Annotated in this window: 25 protein-coding genes; 1 reads left to right on the forward strand and 24 read right to left on the reverse strand. The window is 30.1% G+C overall.

The window, feature by feature from the left end; genetic code table 11:
* Positions 1-35 precede the first annotated feature (35 nt).
* Positions 36-623 carry a DJ-1/PfpI family protein gene (locus DEFDS_RS10270; protein ID WP_013008732.1) on the reverse strand — a complete coding sequence of 196 codons (588 nt, stop codon included), beginning with the start codon at positions 621-623 and terminating at the stop codon, positions 36-38.
* 94 nt (positions 624-717) lie between these two features.
* Positions 718-4,542 carry an HmuY family protein gene (locus DEFDS_RS10275; protein ID WP_013008733.1) on the reverse strand — a complete coding sequence of 1,275 codons (3,825 nt, stop codon included), beginning with the start codon at positions 4,540-4,542 and terminating at the stop codon, positions 718-720.
* Between the two features lie 318 nt (positions 4,543-4,860).
* On the opposite strand from DEFDS_RS10275, the gene DEFDS_RS10280 reads away from it, so the two are divergent.
* The gene (locus DEFDS_RS10280; RefSeq protein ID WP_084742563.1) at positions 4,861-5,160 is read left to right on the forward strand and encodes a BadF/BadG/BcrA/BcrD ATPase family protein; all 300 of its coding nucleotides are present in this window, start codon (positions 4,861-4,863) and stop codon (positions 5,158-5,160) included.
* A gap of 25 nt (positions 5,161-5,185) precedes the next feature.
* Here DEFDS_RS10280 and cobJ read toward each other — a convergent pair whose 3' ends face one another.
* From cobJ to DEFDS_RS10390, 22 genes are read right to left on the reverse strand one after another with little or no spacing between them, the layout of a single operon-like run.
* The gene (gene cobJ, locus DEFDS_RS10285) at positions 5,186-5,917 is read right to left on the reverse strand and encodes a precorrin-3B C(17)-methyltransferase (protein ID WP_013008734.1); all 732 of its coding nucleotides are present in this window, start codon (positions 5,915-5,917) and stop codon (positions 5,186-5,188) included.
* A complete protein-coding gene (locus DEFDS_RS10290; RefSeq protein ID WP_013008735.1) occupies positions 5,910-6,695 on the reverse strand; it encodes a cobalamin biosynthesis protein in 786 nt (261 codons plus the stop codon). The genes cobJ and DEFDS_RS10290 overlap by 8 nt, the downstream gene beginning before the upstream one ends.
* On the reverse strand, positions 6,655-7,437 hold the full coding sequence (gene cobM / locus DEFDS_RS10295; RefSeq protein ID WP_013008736.1) for a precorrin-4 C(11)-methyltransferase: 783 nt from the start codon (positions 7,435-7,437) through the stop codon (positions 6,655-6,657). Before cobM ends, DEFDS_RS10290 begins: the two co-directional genes overlap by 41 nt.
* Positions 7,434-8,072 carry a precorrin-6y C5,15-methyltransferase (decarboxylating) subunit CbiE gene (gene cbiE / locus DEFDS_RS10300; protein ID WP_013008737.1) on the reverse strand — a complete coding sequence of 213 codons (639 nt, stop codon included), beginning with the start codon at positions 8,070-8,072 and terminating at the stop codon, positions 7,434-7,436. Before cbiE ends, cobM begins: the two co-directional genes overlap by 4 nt.
* The gene (gene cbiD, locus DEFDS_RS10305; RefSeq protein ID WP_013008738.1) at positions 8,065-9,039 is read right to left on the reverse strand and encodes a cobalt-precorrin-5B (C(1))-methyltransferase CbiD; all 975 of its coding nucleotides are present in this window, start codon (positions 9,037-9,039) and stop codon (positions 8,065-8,067) included. The genes cbiE and cbiD overlap by 8 nt, the downstream gene beginning before the upstream one ends.
* Positions 9,036-9,491, reverse strand: a complete 456-nt coding sequence (locus tag DEFDS_RS10310; RefSeq protein ID WP_013008739.1) for a precorrin-2 dehydrogenase/sirohydrochlorin ferrochelatase family protein — start codon at positions 9,489-9,491, stop codon at positions 9,036-9,038. Before DEFDS_RS10310 ends, cbiD begins: the two co-directional genes overlap by 4 nt.
* Positions 9,472-10,419, reverse strand: coding sequence for an adenosylcobinamide-phosphate synthase CbiB (cbiB, locus tag DEFDS_RS10315; protein WP_013008740.1), 948 nt, complete (start codon positions 10,417-10,419; stop codon positions 9,472-9,474). Before cbiB ends, DEFDS_RS10310 begins: the two co-directional genes overlap by 20 nt.
* Positions 10,412-11,857 (reverse strand): cobyric acid synthase, encoded by a 1,446-nt coding sequence (locus tag DEFDS_RS10320; protein WP_013008741.1) that lies wholly within the window; start codon positions 11,855-11,857, stop codon positions 10,412-10,414. The genes cbiB and DEFDS_RS10320 overlap by 8 nt, the downstream gene beginning before the upstream one ends.
* Positions 11,847-12,908: a pyridoxal phosphate-dependent aminotransferase gene (locus DEFDS_RS10325; protein ID WP_013008742.1), complete on the reverse strand. Its 1,062-nt coding sequence runs from the start codon at positions 12,906-12,908 to the stop codon at positions 11,847-11,849. Before DEFDS_RS10325 ends, DEFDS_RS10320 begins: the two co-directional genes overlap by 11 nt.
* A complete protein-coding gene (gene cobS, locus DEFDS_RS10330) occupies positions 12,901-13,626 on the reverse strand; it encodes an adenosylcobinamide-GDP ribazoletransferase (protein WP_161595892.1) in 726 nt (241 codons plus the stop codon). Before cobS ends, DEFDS_RS10325 begins: the two co-directional genes overlap by 8 nt.
* Complete coding sequence (gene cobT / locus DEFDS_RS10335) at positions 13,604-14,677, reverse strand: nicotinate-nucleotide--dimethylbenzimidazole phosphoribosyltransferase (protein WP_013008744.1); 1,074 nt, start codon at positions 14,675-14,677, stop codon at positions 13,604-13,606. The genes cobS and cobT overlap by 23 nt, the downstream gene beginning before the upstream one ends.
* A gap of 12 nt (positions 14,678-14,689) precedes the next feature.
* Positions 14,690-15,187 carry a bifunctional adenosylcobinamide kinase/adenosylcobinamide-phosphate guanylyltransferase gene (gene cobU, locus DEFDS_RS10340; RefSeq protein ID WP_013008745.1) on the reverse strand — a complete coding sequence of 166 codons (498 nt, stop codon included), beginning with the start codon at positions 15,185-15,187 and terminating at the stop codon, positions 14,690-14,692.
* Positions 15,159-15,866, reverse strand: a complete 708-nt coding sequence (gene cbiR / locus DEFDS_RS10345; protein ID WP_013008746.1) for a cobamide remodeling phosphodiesterase CbiR — start codon at positions 15,864-15,866, stop codon at positions 15,159-15,161. The genes cobU and cbiR overlap by 29 nt, the downstream gene beginning before the upstream one ends.
* Before the next feature lie 20 nt (positions 15,867-15,886).
* Positions 15,887-16,582, reverse strand: coding sequence for a precorrin-6A reductase (gene cobK, locus DEFDS_RS10350; protein WP_013008747.1), 696 nt, complete (start codon positions 16,580-16,582; stop codon positions 15,887-15,889).
* Complete coding sequence (locus DEFDS_RS10355; protein ID WP_013008748.1) at positions 16,575-17,192, reverse strand: precorrin-8X methylmutase; 618 nt, start codon at positions 17,190-17,192, stop codon at positions 16,575-16,577. Before DEFDS_RS10355 ends, cobK begins: the two co-directional genes overlap by 8 nt.
* Complete coding sequence (cobI, locus tag DEFDS_RS10360; protein WP_013008749.1) at positions 17,185-17,892, reverse strand: precorrin-2 C(20)-methyltransferase; 708 nt, start codon at positions 17,890-17,892, stop codon at positions 17,185-17,187. The genes DEFDS_RS10355 and cobI overlap by 8 nt, the downstream gene beginning before the upstream one ends.
* A complete protein-coding gene (gene cobA / locus DEFDS_RS10365; protein WP_013008750.1) occupies positions 17,880-18,641 on the reverse strand; it encodes a uroporphyrinogen-III C-methyltransferase in 762 nt (253 codons plus the stop codon). Before cobA ends, cobI begins: the two co-directional genes overlap by 13 nt.
* The gene (locus tag DEFDS_RS10370) at positions 18,638-19,432 is read right to left on the reverse strand and encodes an ABC transporter substrate-binding protein (protein WP_013008751.1); all 795 of its coding nucleotides are present in this window, start codon (positions 19,430-19,432) and stop codon (positions 18,638-18,640) included. Before DEFDS_RS10370 ends, cobA begins: the two co-directional genes overlap by 4 nt.
* Complete coding sequence (locus DEFDS_RS10375) at positions 19,377-20,108, reverse strand: ABC transporter ATP-binding protein (RefSeq protein ID WP_013008752.1); 732 nt, start codon at positions 20,106-20,108, stop codon at positions 19,377-19,379. The genes DEFDS_RS10370 and DEFDS_RS10375 overlap by 56 nt, the downstream gene beginning before the upstream one ends.
* Complete coding sequence (locus DEFDS_RS10380; RefSeq protein ID WP_013008753.1) at positions 20,109-21,050, reverse strand: FecCD family ABC transporter permease; 942 nt, start codon at positions 21,048-21,050, stop codon at positions 20,109-20,111.
* Entirely contained in the window at positions 21,047-22,021 is a 975-nt protein-coding gene (locus DEFDS_RS10385; RefSeq protein WP_013008754.1) for a sirohydrochlorin cobaltochelatase, read from the reverse strand. The genes DEFDS_RS10380 and DEFDS_RS10385 overlap by 4 nt, the downstream gene beginning before the upstream one ends.
* Positions 22,022-23,359: a cobyrinate a,c-diamide synthase gene (locus DEFDS_RS10390; protein WP_041223745.1), complete on the reverse strand. Its 1,338-nt coding sequence runs from the start codon at positions 23,357-23,359 to the stop codon at positions 22,022-22,024.
* Between the last annotated feature and the right edge of the window lie 36 nt (positions 23,360-23,395).

Here is a 23,395-nt window from a genome sequence, read left to right on the forward strand (position 1 = left end):
AGCCCTTATGCATCTTTTTAAACTTCAAAAAAATCTTATGGCTCTATTTTGCTACCCAAAAGTTCTAAAAATTTCCTCATCCATTCAGGATGAGCTGGCCATGCTGGAGCTGTTACAAAATTTTTATCTACTATAGCATTAGTGAAGGTATCATTAACATCACACCATTTTCCTCCAGCTTTTACAATATCAGGCATCACTGCTGGGTATGCTGTACAGGCTACATTTTCTAATACTCCAGCTGCTACAAGTATCTGCTGACCATGACAAATTGAGGCAATAGGTTTGTTCTGAGCAACAAACTCCTTTACAATCTCTATCAATCTTTGATTAAGTCTCAAATATTCTGGTGCTCTTCCACCAGGGATAACGAGTGCATCATAATCGTTTACATCCACCTTATCAAAATCAGCATTTACAAGAAAATTGTGCCCGCGCTTTTCAGAATAAGTTTGGTCCCCTTCAAAATCGTGAACAGCTGTTTTTACAGTTTCTCCAGGTTTTTTACCAGGACAAACAGTATCAACCTTATGCCCCACCATAGTCAAAATTTGATAAGGCACCATTGCCTCATAATCTTCCACATAATCACCAACTAACATCAAAATTCTTTTTACACCCATAAGACACCTCCAAATAAATTTTTGGCACTCATAAAAACTACAAATTATAATATAAGCTTGCTAAAAAGCTTTTCAATTATACTCTCACAAATTATTACCTACCCAAAAATTGCCATCTAAATTTAATATAAGCCTTCTCCATACTACCACCTGTTTCTAAAACTTCTATTTTAACATAATTACCTTCAAGCGTTCTCACACAATATACATGCCTTTCTATTGCTCTCATACCAGAATAGTAATCAGAATATCCATACTTAGGACACGATTTAAGAGCTTTAAAATTTATAACACCCATATCTTTAATATTACCCACATTAAAATAAGGCTTGTCATACCCTTTTACTTTTGGATTTACAAAGCCAGCAGCAAGATCTTTTTCACTATTAAAATATTTCCCTGTCTCAAAATCTATAGAATAACCACCTTTCTTTTTCCCAGGGACATGGCTTATAATCCCAATTTTAACCTGTTTAGTAATATTTTTATTTCTGTTATTTTTTACCTCAAAAATAAAAGTATCCCCCTCAATCTGCTTAATTTTACAAAACTTCTTTTGAGTTCCGATACTCTCGTAACAGTCTATGTTAAATATTGATGAACCGTTTTTGTTAATTTTACCTGATAATTTCCAAGTTGTTGAAACTTTAGCTTTATAAATTGTATTATCAACATCCTTTTCAAAATCCTTGAAATTAAGTAACCTAAATTTTTGAAAAACCAGCTTATGTGGGTATTCTTTTCTATTTTTATCAGCTATTAAGCTGTAATTTTCTGCAATAGTTGAACCTCTTGGAAAATAATTGTATATACTTTTACCTCTGTTATAATCGTTTTCAAAGCTTTTTAAGTATTTAGTTAAGTTCTCTCCATAATCTTTATAAACTACATTTATAAATCTTTCTTTAGAGGCATTATTAGTCAGATTTTTAGCCACAAAAGCAACATATACACCACTATTTATTTTAGGCTTATAGATACAAACAAAACGATTATTGGACACTTTCTTGCATCTTTTCCATTTATTTTTTTCATAACTAATACTCACCTCTTTTGGCTTACATTTTTCATCTGCACATGTGCTACTTACATCGACAACAAACTTTACCTCTCCATTTTCAAGATTTATTGGTGAAACTCTCACCCTTTCATAAACCTTCCTTTTGTTATAATAGATAGAATCTATTTTTGGAGCAGAATAAACAGTGGTATTTTTGATATAGTTTGCTAACTTCTGTTTATATTGATTGATATCAAATATGGGTATAAAAGGCAAAATTTCTGCTTTATAAATTAATTGTTGGTAGTTATAAGCTGAGTTTATAGGTTTGGAAAGCTCTACCACTAAATCATTTTGAATTTTTTCATATTTATCTATAAATTCTCTTTGCCATATCAACTTATTTTCAAGTGACAAACATCTATTTTCACCGGCTTTTTTCCCTGAAGTTACATTTAAAAAACCTGAAAATCTATTATGATTACCATCCATCCATAACTTTATATTTTTTGCTAAATTTATAGTTGAGTCTCTTAGAAAATTTATTTCCTTATAAAGTATATCATTTTTTTGATTAACCTCTTTACATTTATTAAAATTAGTTTCTGTTTTATCAACAAAACCTTTCAACGCACTAAAAGGTATATTGAGTTTATTTTTTATACTTTCATTTTTAACATATTTTATAACATCTTCATAAGGGATAAAGTTAGAGTTTAAATCTTTTAGCCCTCTTTCATATAAATTATCTATTTTACTAAACAGTAGAGAAGCATTATCAGACTCTTTTTCATACTCTTGTATCTGTTTTAAATATTTTAAATCTTTATCTGTGTCATAACTAATTAATGAATTTAAACTTTCATTATATTTTAATTGACTTTCTATAAAAGGGAGATATTCCTTATTTTCTGATAAAGCCAGTTGCAAATCAAATAATCTGTTTTCAAATTCTGTTAATTTATTAACAGCGACTTTATAATGATTTAAAACATCAATTTTACAACTATCATCAATTAACCTTTTATCATTATACCCTTGCACACTGTCAAATCCATTAAATAAAATCGACCCTTGAATAAGAGGAAAACCATCTAAAAAATTGGAATTTTCTATGTAAAAATTATTTAATTTATCTATTAGCGAAACCTCTTTTAAATAATATTTCTGTAACTCACTTTTTAAATATGACGACTTTAATGAAATTGTTTTTATATTTATATTTAAATTATTAATATTTTTTTCTATTTTTGGAATTGTTTTCTTTACATAATCACTTGATAATTTATCCCAACCAGATAAAAGTTTAAATGATCTTGTATCATGCTCAAAAGGGGGTTCTGCTTTCAACAGCTTTATTAGACCTAAATCTACACTATTTTCTTTTTGCAGTTCAGCGATTTCTTTTTGAATTTTACCTAATTTCTCTAATATGTTATCATTATTGCAAATCTCTTTTTTTAAAGCTATATACTGCTCAAATTTTTCATATCTTATATTAACCACATCTTTTTCTAAATATAATATCTGTTTTACAAATTCGTTAAAAACATCTGAATATATTGCACCTTTTTCTAAAATATTTTGATATTCAAATAATAGATCAGAACAATATTGTAAAATTTTATGCCTTGTGTTTATTAGAGTGCTAAAAGAGATCTCATTTGCCAAATAGTTTGAAACAGATTCTCTATAATAATTAATTAAGGGGTTAACAATAGTACTTACTTTAATTTGAATTTGAGTTCCATTTTTAATATTGTTTTTTGTTATGTTCTTAATTCTATCATTTATTTGATTAACCAACTCTAATAAAGTTAGACTCTTATTACTGTTAGAAACTAATTCAATAAATTCATTCGACTTTATATTCATCAATGAAGATGCAACTTTTTTTACAGTATCATCTGAAGCTTCAGACTCTTTCTTATCTTTTCTTAATTTATCTACAAAACTTTTGTATCTAAAATCTGTTAAATAAAATCTGATATTTTGTAAATTTGCAGGCAGTTGAGCCCCTTGTAATGATGATATAGCTTCTTTAATCTGCTTTAAATTTACTTTATCAAACCGTTTCAATAATTTTAAATAATCATTTATAGTGAATCTCTGTTTTGTTAAAGAGTTTATATGAGCAACTCTATTAACCAAAATTCTATAATTTTTGTTCTTTTGGTATTTTTCTATATTTTCCTTTGTAACCTTTTCTTGAGCTAATTCGAGTAAACGGGCAATTTTTTTATAATTAATATGAACTAACAAAACTTTCCATTCAAAATTCTCTTTTGCCCGCTTTGCCGCCTCTTGTAATTTCTTTTTTAAGTAAAAGTATTTTTTATATTTTGTATGTATTTCAAGAGTCTTAGCCCACATTTCAGATTTCAAAGTTTCAGCCCAAGTTTTTCTTTCAGAATATAACTTTATTCTCCCAAGGAAAAACTCATTTTCATTAAACCAATTATTTAGCTGTGCGGCAACTACTTGCCATTTAGGGACATTTCCAGTTTTCCAAATTTTAATTTGCTCCTTTAAAAAACTCTCATAAAAAATTTTTCTATCTTGATCCTCCCCCCATTTTTGTATCGATGTAAAAATCGCTTTATCTATATCCCATAAAGTTGTCAGAATTGTTCCTGCACTACTACCTACAAGCACACCAATTAGCTGTTTTAAAGCTTCTTCAGTCAAGACAAGCTTTGCTTTCTTTATTTCACCGTAATACAAATGATCTAATCCTTGCAAAATACTTTCCACAGGGATATCAGTCCCAACTAAATCTTCAAGTTGTGAATGAAGCTCATCTTTTACATTATCAATCGCCATCTTCTTTATATAATTTTCATCAAATGAGTACCCATTACAAACAATTAAAATATTCACTAAAATTATAACTATCATTTTGAAAATCTTAAAAAACATCTTATCAACTCCAAAAACAATTTTCTAAAAAATACTATGAGGCTGTTACACAATATCAGTTGCTCAAGCTCCCAGATTGCTTAGCTGACGCTCGCAATGGTGGAATTTTGAGGTCATTGCGAGGCAACAAAAGTTACCGAAGCAATCTCATTACTGCAAAAACTATCACTACAATAGTATTTTGTGCAACATCCTCATTATGATTATAGCACATTTATTGAGATTTCGCCTAAACTAATCACTAACTATAACTTATTTGTAAGTTAAAAAATCAGAAATTAAATTTTAACACTTACAGAATTCGTATCTATATCATCTATGTGTGCTGTCTTTGCTGAATCTGAAGTCATTTCTTTAATAGCAAAAAAAGAGAAACCTGAAAATATTGGATATGGTGTAATTGATTCTATAGCCGAGCGATTAGTGGCTATGGCTAAAAGTATTCAACCCGAAGAAAGGGTTGTTTTTACGGGTGGCGGTGCTCTTAATTCTTTACTTGTAGATTTGGTAGGTAAAAAACTGGGGTTCAATATATTCGTCCCAGAGTATCCTCAATTTATAGGAGCTTTGGGAGCAGCTATTACAGGTTTAGAATATTCTATAGCTAAAACTCTATAATGAATTTAAGATCAGTTATCACATATTAACTTCCATACTTTCTCAAATAGCCGCGGGGGGTTATCATTTTTCCATTTTTTAGATAGGTTTTAGTGTTACCAACAATTACGACAGTTGACATGTCTACGATATCATAGTCAAAATCAGTAATTTTAGTGATTTTGACAATCTCATTATCTCTCTCACAATTTTTTACTATACCACAAATCAAATTTCCTCTTTGTTGATAGAAGGATTCCAATACCACTTTTAAATATTTATCCCTTTTTTTACTTTTGGGGTTGTAAATTGCTGTTACAAAATCTCCTATATTTATGGCATCTACCCGTTTTTTTATGATTTCAAAGGGGGTTAGTAAATCAGATAGAGAAAGGATGACCAAATCTTCGCAGATTGGGGCACCAAGCCTTGCACTGACTGATAAAGCAGCTGTGATACCTGGTATAATTTCGATATTTTCAAAATCTTCACATAACTCAAAAACAAGTGATGCTAAAGCATAAAGAGATGAATCTCCACCACATACTAAAGATACTGTTTTGCCAGATTTTGCTTTGTTTAATGCAAACTTAACCCTTTCAATTTCCCCTTTCATCCCATTTGAAAAGGTGGGTTTATTACCAATTAAAGAGTCAATCAGATCGATATATTTGTTATAACCACAGATTAAATCGCTTGATAAAATGGCATCTAATCCTCTTTTGGTTATAAGGTCATGTTTGCCAGGACCAATACCTACAACAAATAATTTACCCATTTATTAAATTCTCCTTAGCAATTGCTATAGTGACACCATTAAAAATTGTTTTATTTAAAACTAAAATAGGATTTCTTGCAGCAAGTAAAGCTGAAGGCTCAGCTACACTTTTAATTCCTAAATATTTTTTGGCTGTTGATTCATTAAAACAGTACAAGTTATTTTGATATAACTCTTTCGGTAAAAATCTAAGATAGCAATTTAGCTCTTTTGCAGCTTCAATTAACCCAGTTTCATTCTTTTTGTGCCAGCAGGAGGCAATTACCCTTATGTCATTTGTGGAAATATTAGCCAAATTTGAGCCATAAGATATTGCTTCAATGATAGTTTTTTTATCTACACCTTTTCTACAGCCTATACCTGCCACATAAATTTTATTTGCCTCACTTGCAGTAGTTATCACTGGTTCTGCACCTGTAATTGAGCTTACCAAAAAGGTTAGCTCGTTTGCCCTTCCTTCATGTCCAGATAACATACTGATAGCAAATCTGCCTACCTCATCACAAACCACTACAGCAGGGTCAGTATATTTGCTCTTGATGAGCCTATTTATCATCCTTGTAACAATCCCTTGAGCCATTACTGCTACAATACCTTTGAAATTATCAAAACAGAATTTATAAGTTTCTTGTAATTTTTGAAGATATGTAGCTGCGATCCTTCCTCTAAATTTATCAGGTAAAAATAAAGTGCCATTTAGCTCATCAGCGATTTTACTGGCTAATAAAGCTCCTTTTTCAGTTATTGCTATTACTGCTATCTTTTTTTCTATATCCATGCTCAAAATCCTCATCGTATAACTTTGAATATTTAACTATGCTACTTCTATCTAAAATCTTGCCAATAATAATAAGTGTATGCTTTTTAATACTGTTTTCTTTTAGTGTGTTTACTAAATTACCTAAAGTGGTATTTAAAATCTTTTCATCATCCCAGCAAATTTTATAACATATTGCTACTGGCGTATTTTCCTCCCACCCGTTTTTTAAAAAGATCTCTTTTATCTTTTCTGCATTAGAAGCTGATAGATAAAAAGCAAAAGTGCCTCCATGCTTTGTAAGTAAATCTAATGTTTCTTTTTGTGGGACTGGGGTTTTCCCTTCAACTCTTGAAATGGTCACAGTTTGTGAAATTTCTGGAGCTGTTAGCTCAAGTTTTAGTTTTGCTGCTGCTGCAAATAGTGCTGTTACCCCTGGTATAATTTCATAAGGGATACCTCTTTTATCAAGTTCTAACATCTGTTCATATATTGCACCATAAATTGATGGATCACCAGTGTGTAATCTTGAAATAAGTTTTCCTTCAAGATAATGTTTTTCTATTGTTTCTATAATCTGTGTTAGATTCATTTTTGAAGAATCATAAATTTTACAGTGTACTGGTGTATACCCCAAAATTTGTCTATTTACCAGTGAACCTGCATAAATAACAACATCTGATCTGATGAGCACTTTCATCCCTTTTACAGTAATTAGTTCTGGATCCCCTGGCCCTGCGCCTATAAAAAAAACTTTGTTCATTTATTTCTTACCTCCAGATAGATGGCATATAATTCTAATTTGATGTTTTTAAGATCATCTAAAGATTTTAACTTATATATGGTTTCGTTTGGTAAACCAAGATTGTTTAAAATATAGATATCGAAATGGGTTAAAATCCCCTTATATTTGGATAAAAACTCGAAAAATTGGTTGTTACCATCGTCTAATACATAAAGATCTTTTTTTTGCTTTAGACATAGATCTATTTTATTCTTAAAATTTTCAAATGGGGTATTTCTACCGTGTAATGAGAAAAACTCAATATTTTCATAGGTTTTAAACAGTCTTGCCGTACCAAGCTGCATACTGGAAATACCAGGTATTACCTCAATTATTCTGTTTTTAAATTTTGTATAAATTATTTTAGCTAAAGAGAAGAAACCAGCATCACCTGATACTACAACACCTACAATTTTATCTTTTTCATTTTCTAAGATATTGATGGTATCTTTTATAAGATTATTTAAAATAATATACTTTTTATCTGAGAAAAAATTTTTAAACCTTTCTGCACCGATTAAAAAATCAACCTTTTTAACAATCTCAATAGCTCTTAATGTGAGATAGTCTTTGCTACCACAACCAACAGAAATTATATAAATGTTTTTATTCAAGGTATTCTCCTACTTTATTGCATTTCACATCAAATAGTTTTACCGATACTTTTGTAAAATGAAACCTTTCTTTTATTTTTTTACTTACTAAATAGGCTATTTTATCAAAAGAGTATTTATGACATATCTCTTCTATCGTATTAAAATTATAATCAATATTTAAAACTTCTTTTACAAAAAGGTTTGCCTGAGGTGAATTTTTAGAATGTGTATTAAAATACCCCATTGCAAGCTTTGCTATTTTCCCTGGATGCCCTGCTACACCTATCTCCTTGATGTGTTTATCTTTAAGATACCTGAATGCTTCATTAAAATAGTTACTCACCATAACTGATGGGGATATATTCTCTTTTGATAAGCATTTTTCTCCAATATTTCCAGGAACAAGCCACAATAAATTGTATTTTTGCGCAAGCAAAACATCGATTTCACACTTAAAACTTTCAATCAAGGCATCAATGCTCATCGGTTTTACAATTCCTGTTGTCCCTATGATGGATATACCACCTATTATTCCAAGCCTTTCATTAAAGGTTTTTTTTGCAATTTTTCTCCCTTCTGGCACAATTATTGTAACTTCTACCCCTTTATTATTGTTTAAAACAGTTTTTAAGTTTTTTTCTATCATCTTTCTTGGAACTGGATTTATTGCAGCCTCACCAACAGGTATCTGTAAACCAGGTTTGGTAACAACACCTACACCTTCTCCACCTTTTATAATAATGCGGTTTTCATTTAATATCTTTACAGATGCAAAAATCTCTATCCCATCTGTAACATCAGGGTCATCCCTACTCCATTTTTTTACACCTACAAGATTATTTTTGAAAATGAGAGGGATTTTTACAATACTATCATCAGGTAAAACTACTTCCACCTCTTTTTCAATATTTCCTGTTAACTTATAGATTAGAGCACCTTTTGCTGCTGCTGTTGCTGCTGTGCCTGTTGTTATCCCCGTTTTCATTTTAACCCTTTTAAGGTTTTTGATATGACTTCTTTTAGCTGTTTTGCAAAAGCTGGCGATTTCCCTTTTGTTGATACTGATATAGTAATATCATCTTGTGAGATTACTGCTGGCATAAAAAAATCTGATAACTCCTTGTTATCACAAATATTTACAGGAGTTCCCAGTTTTTTTAAAATTAAAGCTGCTTTTCTATTTAATTCTTTATCATCTGTGCAGATAAAAGCAAAGTAGTATTTTTCTTTTAATAATTCTTCTTTGAAGTTCGAGTTTATCCAAGTTATTTTATTTGAAGATAAAAGCTTTTTTATATCAGGGTGTAATTCTTTGGAAATTATTGTCACTTCAGGGCTTGATTGATTCAAAATTGATAAAAGTTTTCGTTTTGCTACATTTCCTCCGCCGATAAAAAGCAATTTTTTATCAGATAATTTAAAGAGTAAAGGGAACATTTGGACTCCATAACAATTTAAAAATAATAATAAGTAATACAGTAAAAATTGCACTGTAAAGATATAGGAAAATGGCATCTAAAATCTTTTGTTTTGTAAGTAAATCGCTACCACCTTCTATCAAAGGCTTATTTACTAACCTTCCAAAATAATATGTATTTCCACCAAGAGTTATGTTTAGTGCTCCAGCAAAAAGGGATATCCCACAACCTGCATTTGGACTTGGTAAGGTATTTCTGAATTTTTTGTAAATTTTTAATGCGTTTAATCCATTTTTAAACAAAATTTGAGCAACTGGCAACATAACAATTATTTGCAACCTTGCAGGTATAAAATTTAGAATATCATCACTTTTGGCTGAAAACTTACCAAATTCTATATATTTTTCATTTTTATACCCAACCATTGCATCCAGTGTGTTTGTAATTCTATAAAAAATAATACCGTATATACCAAAAATTACTCCATAGAAAATTGGTGCAAAAAAAGCGTCATTAAAATTTTCAGCAACAGATTCAATTGTTGATTTTATAATATCCTGCTCATTCATTTCTTCCACATCTCTACTAACAATTAGTTTTAAATTCTCTTTTGCTAAATTAATGTCCATCGATAAAGCTTGATAGATTTTCAACGCATGATCTAACATCCCCTTAACAGAGATAGAAGAATACACAATAAATACTTTAAGCGCAAAAAGTAGATAATTTGATTTTATAATTTTTAATAACAAAAAAATGACAATAAATATTGTAAAATGTGTTGAGATAAAAAGTAAAAAACCACCTAAAAATTTGTTTTTGAAGTTGTGAAGAAAGTTTTCATATATTGATATTAATTTACCGATAATTGCCACAGGATGTATTTTATTTGGTAGCTCACCAAAGACTATATCTATCAAAATGGCTAACACCAATATGTCAGTCATTAATGAGATCTCCAAAGATACAATTTTCAATTAAATCTGCTAGTTTGTTTAAGGTTTCTTCTTTTAGCTCATTATAGGTTTTGTTTATTACTACTTGTTTATCAAAAAGTTTAAAAATAAATTGTAAAAATTCAGAATTTTCAAAAATCCCATGTAAATAAGTGCCAATTATTCTATTTTTCTTATTAAAAACGAGTAATCCTTTGTTTTCTAAAATATCTATTACATCTCTATCATTAATGATAGTATTTCCATGATGTATTTCATAGCCTTGAATACTGTTATTTAAGAAACCATTTGCTGGTAAGTATTCACCTCTTTTTAATATCTTCTCTTCTTCCATTTCCGTAATCATATCTATAAAGCCAAAGCCTTCTATATCACCTTTATTTTCAACGCCTAAACTATCAATAATTTTTTTGCCAAGCATTTGAAAACCACCACAAATTCCCATAATCCATTTTTTGCCGTATAAATTTTTAAGTTGCTCATAAAAACCGTTTTTTAATAAATAATCCATATCAGAGACTGTGTTTTTAGAACCTGGTATAATAATAAAATCATTATTTTCTAAGTTTTCAAGTTTTGTAACATAAGATACATTGATTTTTTCTATATTTTCAAGAGGTTGAAAGTCTGTAAAATTGGAAATGTGAGGTAGTTTTATTATTCCGATATTTAATAATTTTTCACCACTTTTTATGTTTTTCTTTGTAAAAAGATTTTGTGAATCTTCATCTTCTAAATTATGCTCAAAATATGGGATAACTCCTATTATAGGTATATCACAAAAATTTTTAAATTCATCGATACCAGGTTTGAGAAGAGACAAATCCCCTCTAAACTTATTGATAATAAACCCTTTTACAAGTTTTTTGTATTGAGGTTGTATTAAGTCATAAGTACCTTTAAATGCAGCAAACACACCTCCTCTATCAATATCACCAACTATGTAAATTTTGGCATTAGCAATCTCTGCCATTTTCATATTTACTATATCAAATTTTTGGAGGTTAATTTCTGCTGGAGAGCCTGCTCCTTCTAATACGATGATATCAAATTCCTCTGAAAGTGAATAAAATGCTTCTTTTACTATTTTTAAGTTTTCTTCATACATTTTATAATAATCTTTGTAAGAGACTATTTTATAAGGTTTGCCAAGCCTGATTACCTGAGATTTCCCACCCCCTGTTGGTTTTAATAAAATGGGGTTCATCCTAACATCTGGTAAAATCTTGCATGCTTCAGCCTGAAGTATCTGAGCTCTACCCATTTCTAACCCATCGAAAGTTACTCCTGAATTCAGTGCCATATTTTGTGCTTTAAAGGGAGCTACTTTATAACCTTTATTTGCAAGCATCCTGCAGATCCCTGCAGTTATTATACTTTTACCCACATTGGAGCTTGTGCCCTGAATCATTATGTGTTTAATTTTCACACCCCACTATTTTTTTTAAAATGCTTAAAAAATACCGCATAGAATCTAAATCTTTTATTGCAACTCTAATAAATGAATCATCAAGCCCTCTGATATTTTTGCAATCTCTAATTAAAATTTTATTTGATAAAAGTTTAGTAAAAACCTCTTCACTATTTAGATGATATAATTTTATTAAAACAAAATTTGTAGCGGAGGAAAAAAGCTTGATGTTATTACAATCTTTTAATTCTTCGTAAAGATAATTCTTAATTTCATTTATTTTTGATGCAATTTTATCTGTTTTTATAGAAAGAAGGTATTTTCCTACTACCTCACTTAAGCTGTTTACCCCCCATTCGAGACAATGCTTTTCAATTTCTCTTATAATTTCTTTATTAAAAGAGAAGGCATAGCCAATTCTCAGACCTGCAAGTCCGTAAATTTTTGAAAATGACCTTAAGACAATAATGTTTTTACTTTTTTCAAAAAGTAAACTTTTATTATCGCTATTACTCATAAATGGATGATATGATTCATCAATAACAAACATGCAGTTTTCAAACCGTTTAGCAATCCTCAATATATCATCTTTTTCTATATAATACCCTGTGGGGTTGTTTGGATTGCAAATGAACACTATATCGAATTTGGAAAAATCTAACTCTTGCAAGTTAATAGCAAAATTTCTCTTTTCACTGGCAAAATGAAAATTTATTTGAAGATTATACAGTTTGCAGTATCTTTCATAGTCGATATATGTTGGAGCTATTATTAGGGCTTTTTTCCCACTATTAATTAAACATAAATTTTTTATAATTTCACTTGTTCCAGCACCAACAACAAAGTTTTCCATTTCTTTGTCATATTTATTAGCAAGAGCCTCTTTTAGAATAATAGCATTTGAGGAAGGTAAATTTTTTAAACTTGATATCTGATTTTTAATGAATTCAAATATATTTTCATCAACAAAAGGAGAAATATTACTACTTAGATCAATAATTTCATTGGCATTACATCCCAAAAGTTTAGAATAATAGTATATATTGCCGCCATGTGTGAAACTATCCAATTAGCACCCCAATAACTAACAAAGCTGTTTCGATTATTTCGCAGGTAGCACCAATGATATCCCCAGTTATTCCACCTACCTTTTTAAGATGATAATTTCTTAGTAAAACAAAGGTGATTATAAAAGCTAAATTGAAAAGTATAAAAAATTTTATTCCGCAAAATATAGATAATATAGATATCAAATAAAAGAGAACTTTGTTGTTTGTATTAGAGTTATCGAAAAAGGCTTTTGCTGTCCCTTTTTCCCTTAAGTAAGGTAATGAATCAATTAAAAATATCATACTACCTCTGGAATATGCAAATGGCAGAATGATAGTTAAAGGTTTATTTAAATTGGCGAAGGCTACAAATTTTGATAGCATAACAAGTATTAGTGCTAAAGCCCCCATTACCCCAATTCTGCTATCTTTCATAATAACAAGCATCTTATCTTTGTCTTTGTGAGAAAAATAGGCATCAAAAGTATCAGCCAGCCCATCAAGATGAAGCCCCCCGGTGATTATCACCGATGTTAGCAACATAAACAGGGGGGCTAAACTTTGATTTATCAACCCAGCTAAATAAACTAATAAACCTATTAATAAACCAACAAGAGGATAAAATAGTAAAGAGCCACTGGCATCAAAAGATTTTTGGTTAATTCTAATTATAGTAAGAAATGACAGTGCGTTTATAAACTTTTCAAAATAATCTTTAAATATCACTTTTACTAACACCTGCTTCTTCAAAAGTAGCAACTTCGGTGATGATTTTTACAGCAGCATCTAATATATGCATTGCCAATACTGCTCCAGTCCCTTCACCAAGCCTCATATTAAGTCTTAATAATGGGCTCAATCCTAAATATTCCAGCATATATTTATGCCCTGGTTCTTCTGATATATGCCCAGCAAACATATATTCTTTCACAGTTGGGCAAAGTTTGTAAGCAATTAATGCACCAGCTGTCGATATTAATCCATCAATAATAACTGGGATTTTATGGTAGGCTCCAGCAAGAATTACACCTGCAATTGCACCTATTTCGATACCACCAACTTTTGACAAGATATCTATTGCATCATCCGGATTAGGTTTGTGTAAATTTATCCCAGTTTTAATAACATTTATCTTATTTTGTAATAAATCAGATGTGATACCTGTCCCTTTTCCTGTCATCTCTTCAACACTTTTACCTGTTATGACAGCTCCAATAGCTGAAGATGGGGTTGTATTTCCTATCCCCATGTCCCCTGTAGCTATTACATCTAACTTTTGAGATTTTATCTCTTCTGATGCAATTTCAAAACCTGTCATTATGGATTTTTCAGCCTCTTCTCTTGTCATTGCGGGTTCTTTTGTAAAGTTGTTTGTGCGGTATTTTACTTTTTTTACTATGAATTTGTTAGAACCTTTTAGCTCCTTTTCACTGATGTTACATTTTGAACCCACATCAGCAACGATAGTGCTACAATTGTTTTGCCTTGCCAAAACAGTGATTGTGGCTATATCATTTACAAAAGCTTTTATCATTTCACAAGTTACCTGCTGGGGAAAGGCACTCACACCTTCTTCTACCACTCCATGGTCACCAGCCATTACAAAAACTGCTCTTTTGTTAACTGATGGCTTTAATGTTTCTTTAATTGCACAGACTTTTTCAGAAATATCATTGAGCATCCCCATTGCTCTATAAGGCATTATCAAATTTGAAGTCCTTTCTTTAGCTTTTTCAAAAATTTCTTGGTTTGTTGGTGCTATTTCTTTTAAAATATTTTCTAAACGCATAAACCCTCCTTTTTATTTTATTTTTATTGGGATACCCGCGACTAACAAAAAACATTTATCAGCCAAAGCTGCAATTTTTTGATTTAATATGCCTAGTGTATCCACATATTTTCTTGTCATGCTATCTAATGGGATTACTCCAAAACCAACTTCATTTGTAATGATTATTATATCAAAGTTTAGACTACTTATTGTCTGCAATAAATAAGTAGTGTATTCTTCAATATCTTTCTTATAGTGAAAAAGATTTGCAAGCCATGTAGTCATACAATCAATTAGAATAACTTCAAAAACACTACTGTTTTTTAATGCTTTATGGATGTCGATGGGCTCTTCTAATGTATGAAAAAGATTACCTCTTTCAGCTTTATGTTTATTGATTCTTTTTACCATTTCTTCATCAATCGGCTCTGCAGTAGCTAAGTATGCCCGGTTGGTATATTTTAAAGCCAATTTAGAAGCAAAATCAGTTTTACCACTTTTAATTCCACCTGTGATAAGAGTAACCATATTTATTAAATACCTCCAATAAATAATTGAGACTGTTTAATAATTTTGAGAAATCAAAAAGTTCTATTGATATTGTTATATTGTAATCTATAGCAAAGTCGAAAATGTATTTAACAAGGTTTATATCTAAATGGCATATTTCCTGATGGTCTTTATCAGCATTAACACCATGTAAATGTATATATTTTATTTTTTCACCATACTTTTTAATAATTTCAAAAGGGTTTTCATTATTGAGTAATGAATGGCCGATATCATAACAATATTTGATTTTGGTATTTTTTAGACTGTCAAAAATATTTGAAGACACTGTATTTTCTACTAAAACTGATGGGTATAAATGGCAAATTTTTTCAATGGATTCAAAATCATCCCCTTTTGAGTGAAGAAAAAAATATGAAACATTTAAAGAATTTAGATTTTTGATGAATGAAATCATATACTCTAAATCATCAGTATCATTTAAATTTCTATCGTAAGGAAGATGAGCAGAGTATTTTGTGTCTATTTTGTTTAGCAGTGTTAATTCATTTTTATCTAACTGGTCATACTCTCTTTTACTTTCAAAAAAAAGCAATTCTATTTCATCAAAAAGATGCTTTAGCTTTAATACATTCATTATCCTCGTATCCTGATAAATAAATGAAGTTGTGGCTAATTTTGGTATCTCTTTTTTCATATATTAGTTCCTCTATTTAGCTACCAGTTTTTAATTACTAGACAAAAAATCCCCATTTCCCTACAGGCTTCTACTTTTTCTTCAAAACCACCAGATTTTCCACTTACTTTTGTTACTAACAAATCTATGTCAAACTCTTTGATAATAGCATTATTGAAATCTTTAGAGAATGGACCCTGAATTGCTATAATTTTATCATAATCAAATCCAGCCTCTATTACATCTTTTATGGATTGCTCAAATGGGAGTATCCTGACATAGGCTTTTTCATTTAAGAAAGAAAAATGTTTTATCATTTTACTACCAATGGTTAGCAAGATTCTTTTAAAATCTTTCTCTGTTAGAAATGTGATGGCTTCTTTTATAGAAGTTACATATATCAGCTTTTCGTAAGTAATATTTATCTCACCTTCCCTTATAAAAGATTTGTATGTGATATTTAAGGTATTTGCAACATCTTTAGCAATTTGTGTAATCTCTTTTGCAAAAGGGTGAGTAGTATCTACAATTTTATAGATATTGTTTTCTTTGATAAAATCTTCTAAACTATTTTTGTCAAAGCGTTTTAAAATAATTTTATCTTTACCAAACTTTTTAGAAAACAGTTTATACCCATATTCTGTAGCTACAGAAATTATGTACTCTTTTTTATCATTTGAGCTTAAATATTTTTCAGTATCAGATGTTCCACCCAATATAAGTATTTTCTTACACATTAAAATACACCTTTATCAAGGCATTAAAAGCTGCTGCTGCTATACCACTACCACCTTTTGTCCCTTTATTTGTTATAAAAGGGATATCTGTTTTTGTGAGCATCTCCTTTGATTCTGCAGCTTTTACAAAACCCACGGGGAATCCAAGAACGAATATATTTTTATCAGTATATAAACTATTTAATTCTATAACCTTTAGTAAAGCTGTTGGAGCATTACCAATAACAAAGATTATATTATCAAAGTTTTCAAAAGCATGCTCAATAGAAGTCTCAGCTCTGGTTTTCCCTTTAAGTTTTGCAAGCTCTTTAATGCTTTCATCTGAAATAAAGCAGTGTGTTTTTAGTCCACTAACTTTTAAGTATTTTTCAGTAATTCCAGCTTTTACCATATTTACATCGCATACCACTGCTGGTTTTGTCTGTATGATTTTTTTAAAGTTTGTAAGCCAGTTATTAGAAAGAATAATCTGTTTAGCAAAATCAAAGTCACCTGATGCATGAATAACCCTTTTTACTACAATTTTTTCTTCGTCACTAAATTTTGATAAGTCTACATTTTGCTCTATAATATCAAAACTCTCTTTTTCTATTGATAACCCTTTATCCATGTTTAACCTCACTAAAAAGGATTGCGGTGGATAGATAACCAGCGTCTTTAGGTAAATCATCTGACAATAGGTCAAAAATCCTTTCTTCTGGTAAAGTTGCCCTCTCTATCAAAAAACCTTTTTTTACTGAATTGCTATTTCTGACAAAAGCTATTAGATCATTTAACCTTTTATGCACTTTCATTATTACCACTGTGGAAAAATTACTTAATAAATCATCCAGCTTATCTAAATTATTTGAAAGCTCTACTACGCAAAAAGACTCATCTTTTATCACTAAATTTTCGTTAATTCTATTTGCAGCAGCAATAAAGGATGGGACACCAGGAATTTTAATTATATCTATATCAAAAAGTTTTAACTTTTTCTCGAGATAATTAAAAGTACTGTATATGGAAAGATCGCCGATTGTAACATAAGAAACCTTTTTACCTTCAGATAAAAAGTTGTTTATGATTTCAGCTAATTCTTTGTATCTTTTATCAAGTAAATCTTTATCGTTATTCATAGGGAAATAATATGTGTAAATTTTTGAGGGAGAAATATGCTTGCTGATAATCTCTTTTGCAAGACTTCTGCCATTTTTATCTGATTGAGGAGTAACTACAACATCTGAATCTTTTAAAGTATGTAAAGCTTTTAAAGTAATAAGCTCTGGATCACCAGGCCCTAATCCGATTGCATAAATTAGTTTTTGCATTTTGTACACCCTTCACCTTTAATGGTAAAACTATTTGTAAAAAAGTTAGAAGATTTAACCACTTCGCCAATTAGCATTATTGCAGGGAATTTAATCTCAAAATTAAAGTTAAATAGGTTTTCAACATCTGATACGATTATTTTTTCATCATCAAAATCCAATTTTTCACCAATAGCAACTGGAGTTTTTTCACTTAACCCATTTTCTAACAATAAATTTAAAATTTTCATAAAATTTTTAACTCCCATATAGACTACTATACTCATGTTTAAATCCACTATTGCTTTCCAGTTGTAAGCTTCATTAAGCTCACCATCTTTTTTATGACCTGTTATGAAAATTACGCCAGAAGAGATACCTCTTGCAGTAAGAGCCGTTTCTAATTTTGCAACAAATTGTGATACAGTAGTAACTCCAGGAATAATTTCAATTATGGCATCACATCTTCTTGCTACTTCAATCTCTTCAAGGCTTCTAGAATATATAGAAGCATCTCCACCTTTTAACCTAACTACTGTTTTATCTTCTAAAAGAGCTTTTTCTATCAAGCTATTTATTTCACATTGCGAACAGCTTGGTTTATAAGGAGTTTTACCAACAAATACTTTTTCACAATTTACTACATCCAATAAACTGTTATCCACTAACCTGTCGTATAAAATGATGTCTGCTTCTTTAAGCTTGTTTAAACCTTTTAATGTTATTAAATCTTTATTTAAGCCTGCACCAATTAGAATAAGTTTTCTCATTTTAAGCTCCATTTGTAAAAAATGTTATTTAAAAAAAGGATGTTATCTATGGTTTTTGTGTTTGCTCTTGCAAAATCAAGTTCATTTACTCTGATAAAAACAGTCTTCATATTTTTAAAAAGAGGCCTTTTATCTGGTGGGGTTGGGGTTTTGTTCATAGGACCAACTTGGTAAATATATATATCAGGATGTAGCGAAATGGCCTTTTCGATGGAAAATTTAACAAGTTTTTTATTTATATCTATCGCGTTTATCCCACCAGCCTTTTTTATGATATCATTTATTATGCTGTTTTTCCCTGCTACTATATAGGGTGTTTGTGTGATTTCATATATTACTTTAGGCTTTTTATTTAGCTTTTTTAACTGGGATAGTTTATTTTTTAATTCATTTATTAAGTTATTACCAGTTTTAGATACATTCATCATAGAAGCTATCTTTTTTATTTGCTCAAATATTTCTTTGGTAGTTTTTGGATCATATTTATATGTTTTTATGTGAAATTTATCCAAACTGTTTGGTAAAAAACGATTATTTGAATATATAATCAAATCTGGATTTAAAGAAAGCATTAATTCTAAATTTGGTTTTAAATGAGAACCCACTTTAACGGTGCTATCAAAACCTTTTATATGCTTTGTGATACCTACAACTTTATTGTTTAATCCTAATTTTAAAAAAATATCAGCGCAGGCTGGAGACAATAAAATTACCCTTTCATAAGCTAAACTGCTATTAGTCAATAAAATAAAAACCATTAATACATTTAAAATCCACTTCAAAAACTTCATTCAAAATCTCCTTGTTTAAATCGTTAATATTTACTTTGCAAAGGATTTCCCCTTTTTTTAAAAAGACTATCTCATCCACTAACCCTTTTAAGATATTGATGTCATGTGATGATAGTATTACGCTTTTTTTCTCATCTGCCAAAATCTCTTTAACTGTCTTTGTATGCTTTACATCGAGCATGGAAAAGGGCTCATCCAACAAGATGATGTCAGTATCCTGATTTAAAACTCTTGCAAGCATTACTCGCTTTTTCTCTCCACCAGAAAGCTCATTAAATTTTCTATTTTTCAAATGATAAATATCCAGTTTTTTTAGCCACAACTCAGTCTTCTCAAGATCGTAATTATCAAATTTGCCTAAGGTTTTGGGATATCTTCCAAATAAAACAGTATCAAAAACATTGAACCCAAAAATAATTTCAGAAAACTGGGGTAAATAAGAGATTAAATTTGCAAGCTCAATAGGTTTATAGTTAGAAACTTGTTTGTTTAAGATTTTTAGTTCACCTGTAAAATTTTTATTTACTCCACTGATGATATCAAGCAGTGTACTTTTACCAGCACCATTTTCACCTAATAGAGCTATTTTTTCCCTTTTTGATACAGTTAGACTATCAATTTTTAATGTAAAATCTCCAACTTTGGCATTCAAATTTTTAATATCAATAATATTCATTTACCCATACCAGATATTTTTTAATCTATATTTCATTAAAAATAGGAAGAAAATCCCACCAAAAAATGATGTAGCTACACCCACAGGCAGTTCTGCACCAGAAGGGATGATTATTCTACAAACTGTATCAGATAACAAAAGGAAATTAGCTCCAAATAGCGTAGAATATATTAAGTGGGTTTTCATATCGGGTTTAAAAAGCCCCCTAACAATATGTGGGATAATGAGACCTACAAAACCAATTATACCACTAAAACTCACAGCAAAAGCAATAAGTATGGAAACAATTATAAAAAGTTTTTTTCTGGTAATAGCCACATCAACGCCAAGTGAGTTGGCAGTTTTATAGTCGTAGGCTAAGATATTTAGTTTAAAACTATTTTTAAAAAGAATAAGAAAGCTTGAAATTAGCACCAGAAAAAGAATAAAAACCTTTAGGTAGGATACATCATAAAATCCACCCATTAGCCAATAGATAATTGAGCCTAAAGATTCATCAAAGTAATATTTCAAAAAGCTTATAATCGCCGAGCATATTATATTTAAAATAATCCCAGCCAGTATAATGGTGATATAGTGAAATGATTTATCAATATTGGTAAGCGTAAATACAATATATAAGCCTATTAATGCAAACAGGATGGCAATCATAGGGGTAAATGATAAATTTAATCCTAAACCGATACTTATTGATGCACCAAGCGCTGCTGAGGCAGAAATGCCGGTGGTAAATCCATCTGCCAAAGGGTTTCTTAATATTAGCTGTAAAATAGATCCACTAAGTGAAAGTATCCCTCCTATAATAAAAGCTGTCAAAACCCTTGGTAATCTTACATTTAACAATAACTGTATTGTCAAATTATTAAGACTTACTGCACCATTTGTCAGAGAAAAAGAAAAAATTATGATTGTAATTATCAAAGCTATTACAAATCTATTCATTTAAGATTAATCCCACCATCCTTAGCAGCGTCTTTTAAATGCTCTAAAAAAATCTTTGCAAAACTGTTGTTAGAACCAAGTCCTTCAATTACAGGGATAACTTCTATCCCTTCTTTTTTCAAAATATTTTTCCAAGAATCAGGTTCATCCCCTGCCATATCGTTACTTGCATGATCCCCAGCTACAACCATAAACGGTTTTAAAACCACTTTTTTGATATTTTGCTTTTTTAATTTTAAAATCACATCTCCCAAACTAGGATAACCTTCAACTGTACCTATAAAAATTTTTACATCCTTATATTGACGGTTGAACTCTTTTTCTGTTTCAATATATGCACCTGTGGAATAAAATTCATTTCCATGCCCCATATAGACTAATGCTGCATTATGCTTTCTTGCTAACTCAACATCATTTCTTAATGCTTTTACTACCTCTTTTATATCTTCATGGTAATCGTATTTATCACCATAAGTTCCAAGTGCTGGACGACCAAGCACTATTTTGTGAAAAGGCTTCCATCTTTTTTTAATTGTCTGAATAGAGTTTAGGCCTCTTGCATATTCTAAAAGGTCAGAGAACTCTTCACCATGGTAGATATGTGTTGGCTGGATAACAATGTTTTTATACCCTTCGTCAGACAAATCACCTAATGTAGCAACAACCCCTTTCACATTTAAAATCTCTTTTGGCACACCTTTTTTTATCCACTCTTCAGGGTGTTTATTTCTTTTTTGCCATATTTTTCTTATAATATTTGAAGTAAAAGTTACTCTAACTTCGGTATTAGGGAATTCATTTTTAACCATATTGATAATATTAATAATAGATTTTAGTCCTGAAGGGTAAGTAGTCCCAAAGCTTGCAATTACAATTGCGTTTTTTTTTGTTTTGTTCTTTTCCATTTTAGCCATACAAACTCCTGTCATTAAGAATACTGCAACAAAAAGAAAAATAATAACTTTTTTCATCTAACATCCTCCTCTTATTATATTTTTTATTATGCAGTTGTCGCTTAAAAAATGAAAATGTGTATAACTTGCGAGAGTTTTAAATTTCACAAATCCATCATAATTAACACTATTGTCAGTAATTTTTTTAATTTTAAATACATAATCCTCATTACACTCTTTTATTTTAGAATAATGAAATTCATGACCAATGAAATTTTCACCCTCTTCAAATAAGTCTGTATGTTTTAATGAGGTAATATCTACATAACCTAAGGCCTGTCTTTTCTCAGTCATTTCAACATTTACATCAAACACTTTACACATTTCAAAAAACTCATTTTTTACTTTTATCCCATTTGATAAAAACATCATTCCGCCACACTCTGCAAGGATAGGTACCCCTTTTTTGGATGCTTCTTTTATATAATTTTTAAGTTTATTGTTTTTTGAAAGTTGTTCAGCATAAAGCTCAGGATATCCCCCGCCAAAATATATAAAGTCTGGATTCTCAGGTAACTCATCTTTTAAAGGGGAGAAATTGATAACTTGGAATCCATTTTCTTCTAGAAAATCTATATTATCCTGATAATAAAAATTAAATGCTTCATCAAAGGCAATATAAGCTTTTTTATCTTTAGTTTTTGTCTTATTCTCAATAGCAACTTCATCATAAATGTAGTCGATATTTTCAAAAATTTTTTCAACATCAACATAATTTAAAAAAGTATTAACAATATTATCATAAAGATTTTCTTCTACTTCAAAAGCTGTATAAATACCTAAATGTCTTGAAAGCAAAACTAAATCTTTCATTTTAGGAATAGCACCAAAAACTTTTAAATCAGTATGATATTCTATTGCGTTTATTAGCATTTTTTCATGTTTTTTAGAGCCAACATTATTTAAAACAACTCCTGCCACATTGATATTTCCACCTAAACTAATCAAACCTTTTATCCTTGAAGCAATTGTAAAAGATGTTGAGCTAGCATCCAATATGAATAAGACTGGAAGGTTGAGCAGTTTTGCCACTTCGTAGGTGCTACCAGCAAAAGTTTTATAATCTATTCCATCATAAAAGCCCATCACCCCTTCAATTATTGCCATATCATAGCTATTAAGCTTTAATAAAAAATTATGTTTTAATTTTTCTTTATTTATCAGTACAGTATCTAAGTTATAAGCGTTATTTCCAGTAGCATATTTTAAATGGAGTGTATCAATATAATCGGGGCCACACTTGAAAGGTAAAACAGATTTTTGATTTAAAGTAAAATATCTTGATAAAAAAATTGTAAAAAGGCTTTTCCCTGAGCCGCTTTTATCAGATGCTATTAAAACTGCTTTTTTAACCACTTGCACTCTCCAGCCTCGTTTTTGAGACCGGAGAGC

Origin of the sequence: Deferribacter desulfuricans SSM1 (assembly GCF_000010985.1) — a bacterium.
In the GTDB taxonomy this organism is placed as follows: Bacteria; Chrysiogenota; Deferribacteres; order Deferribacterales; family Deferribacteraceae; genus Deferribacter; species Deferribacter desulfuricans.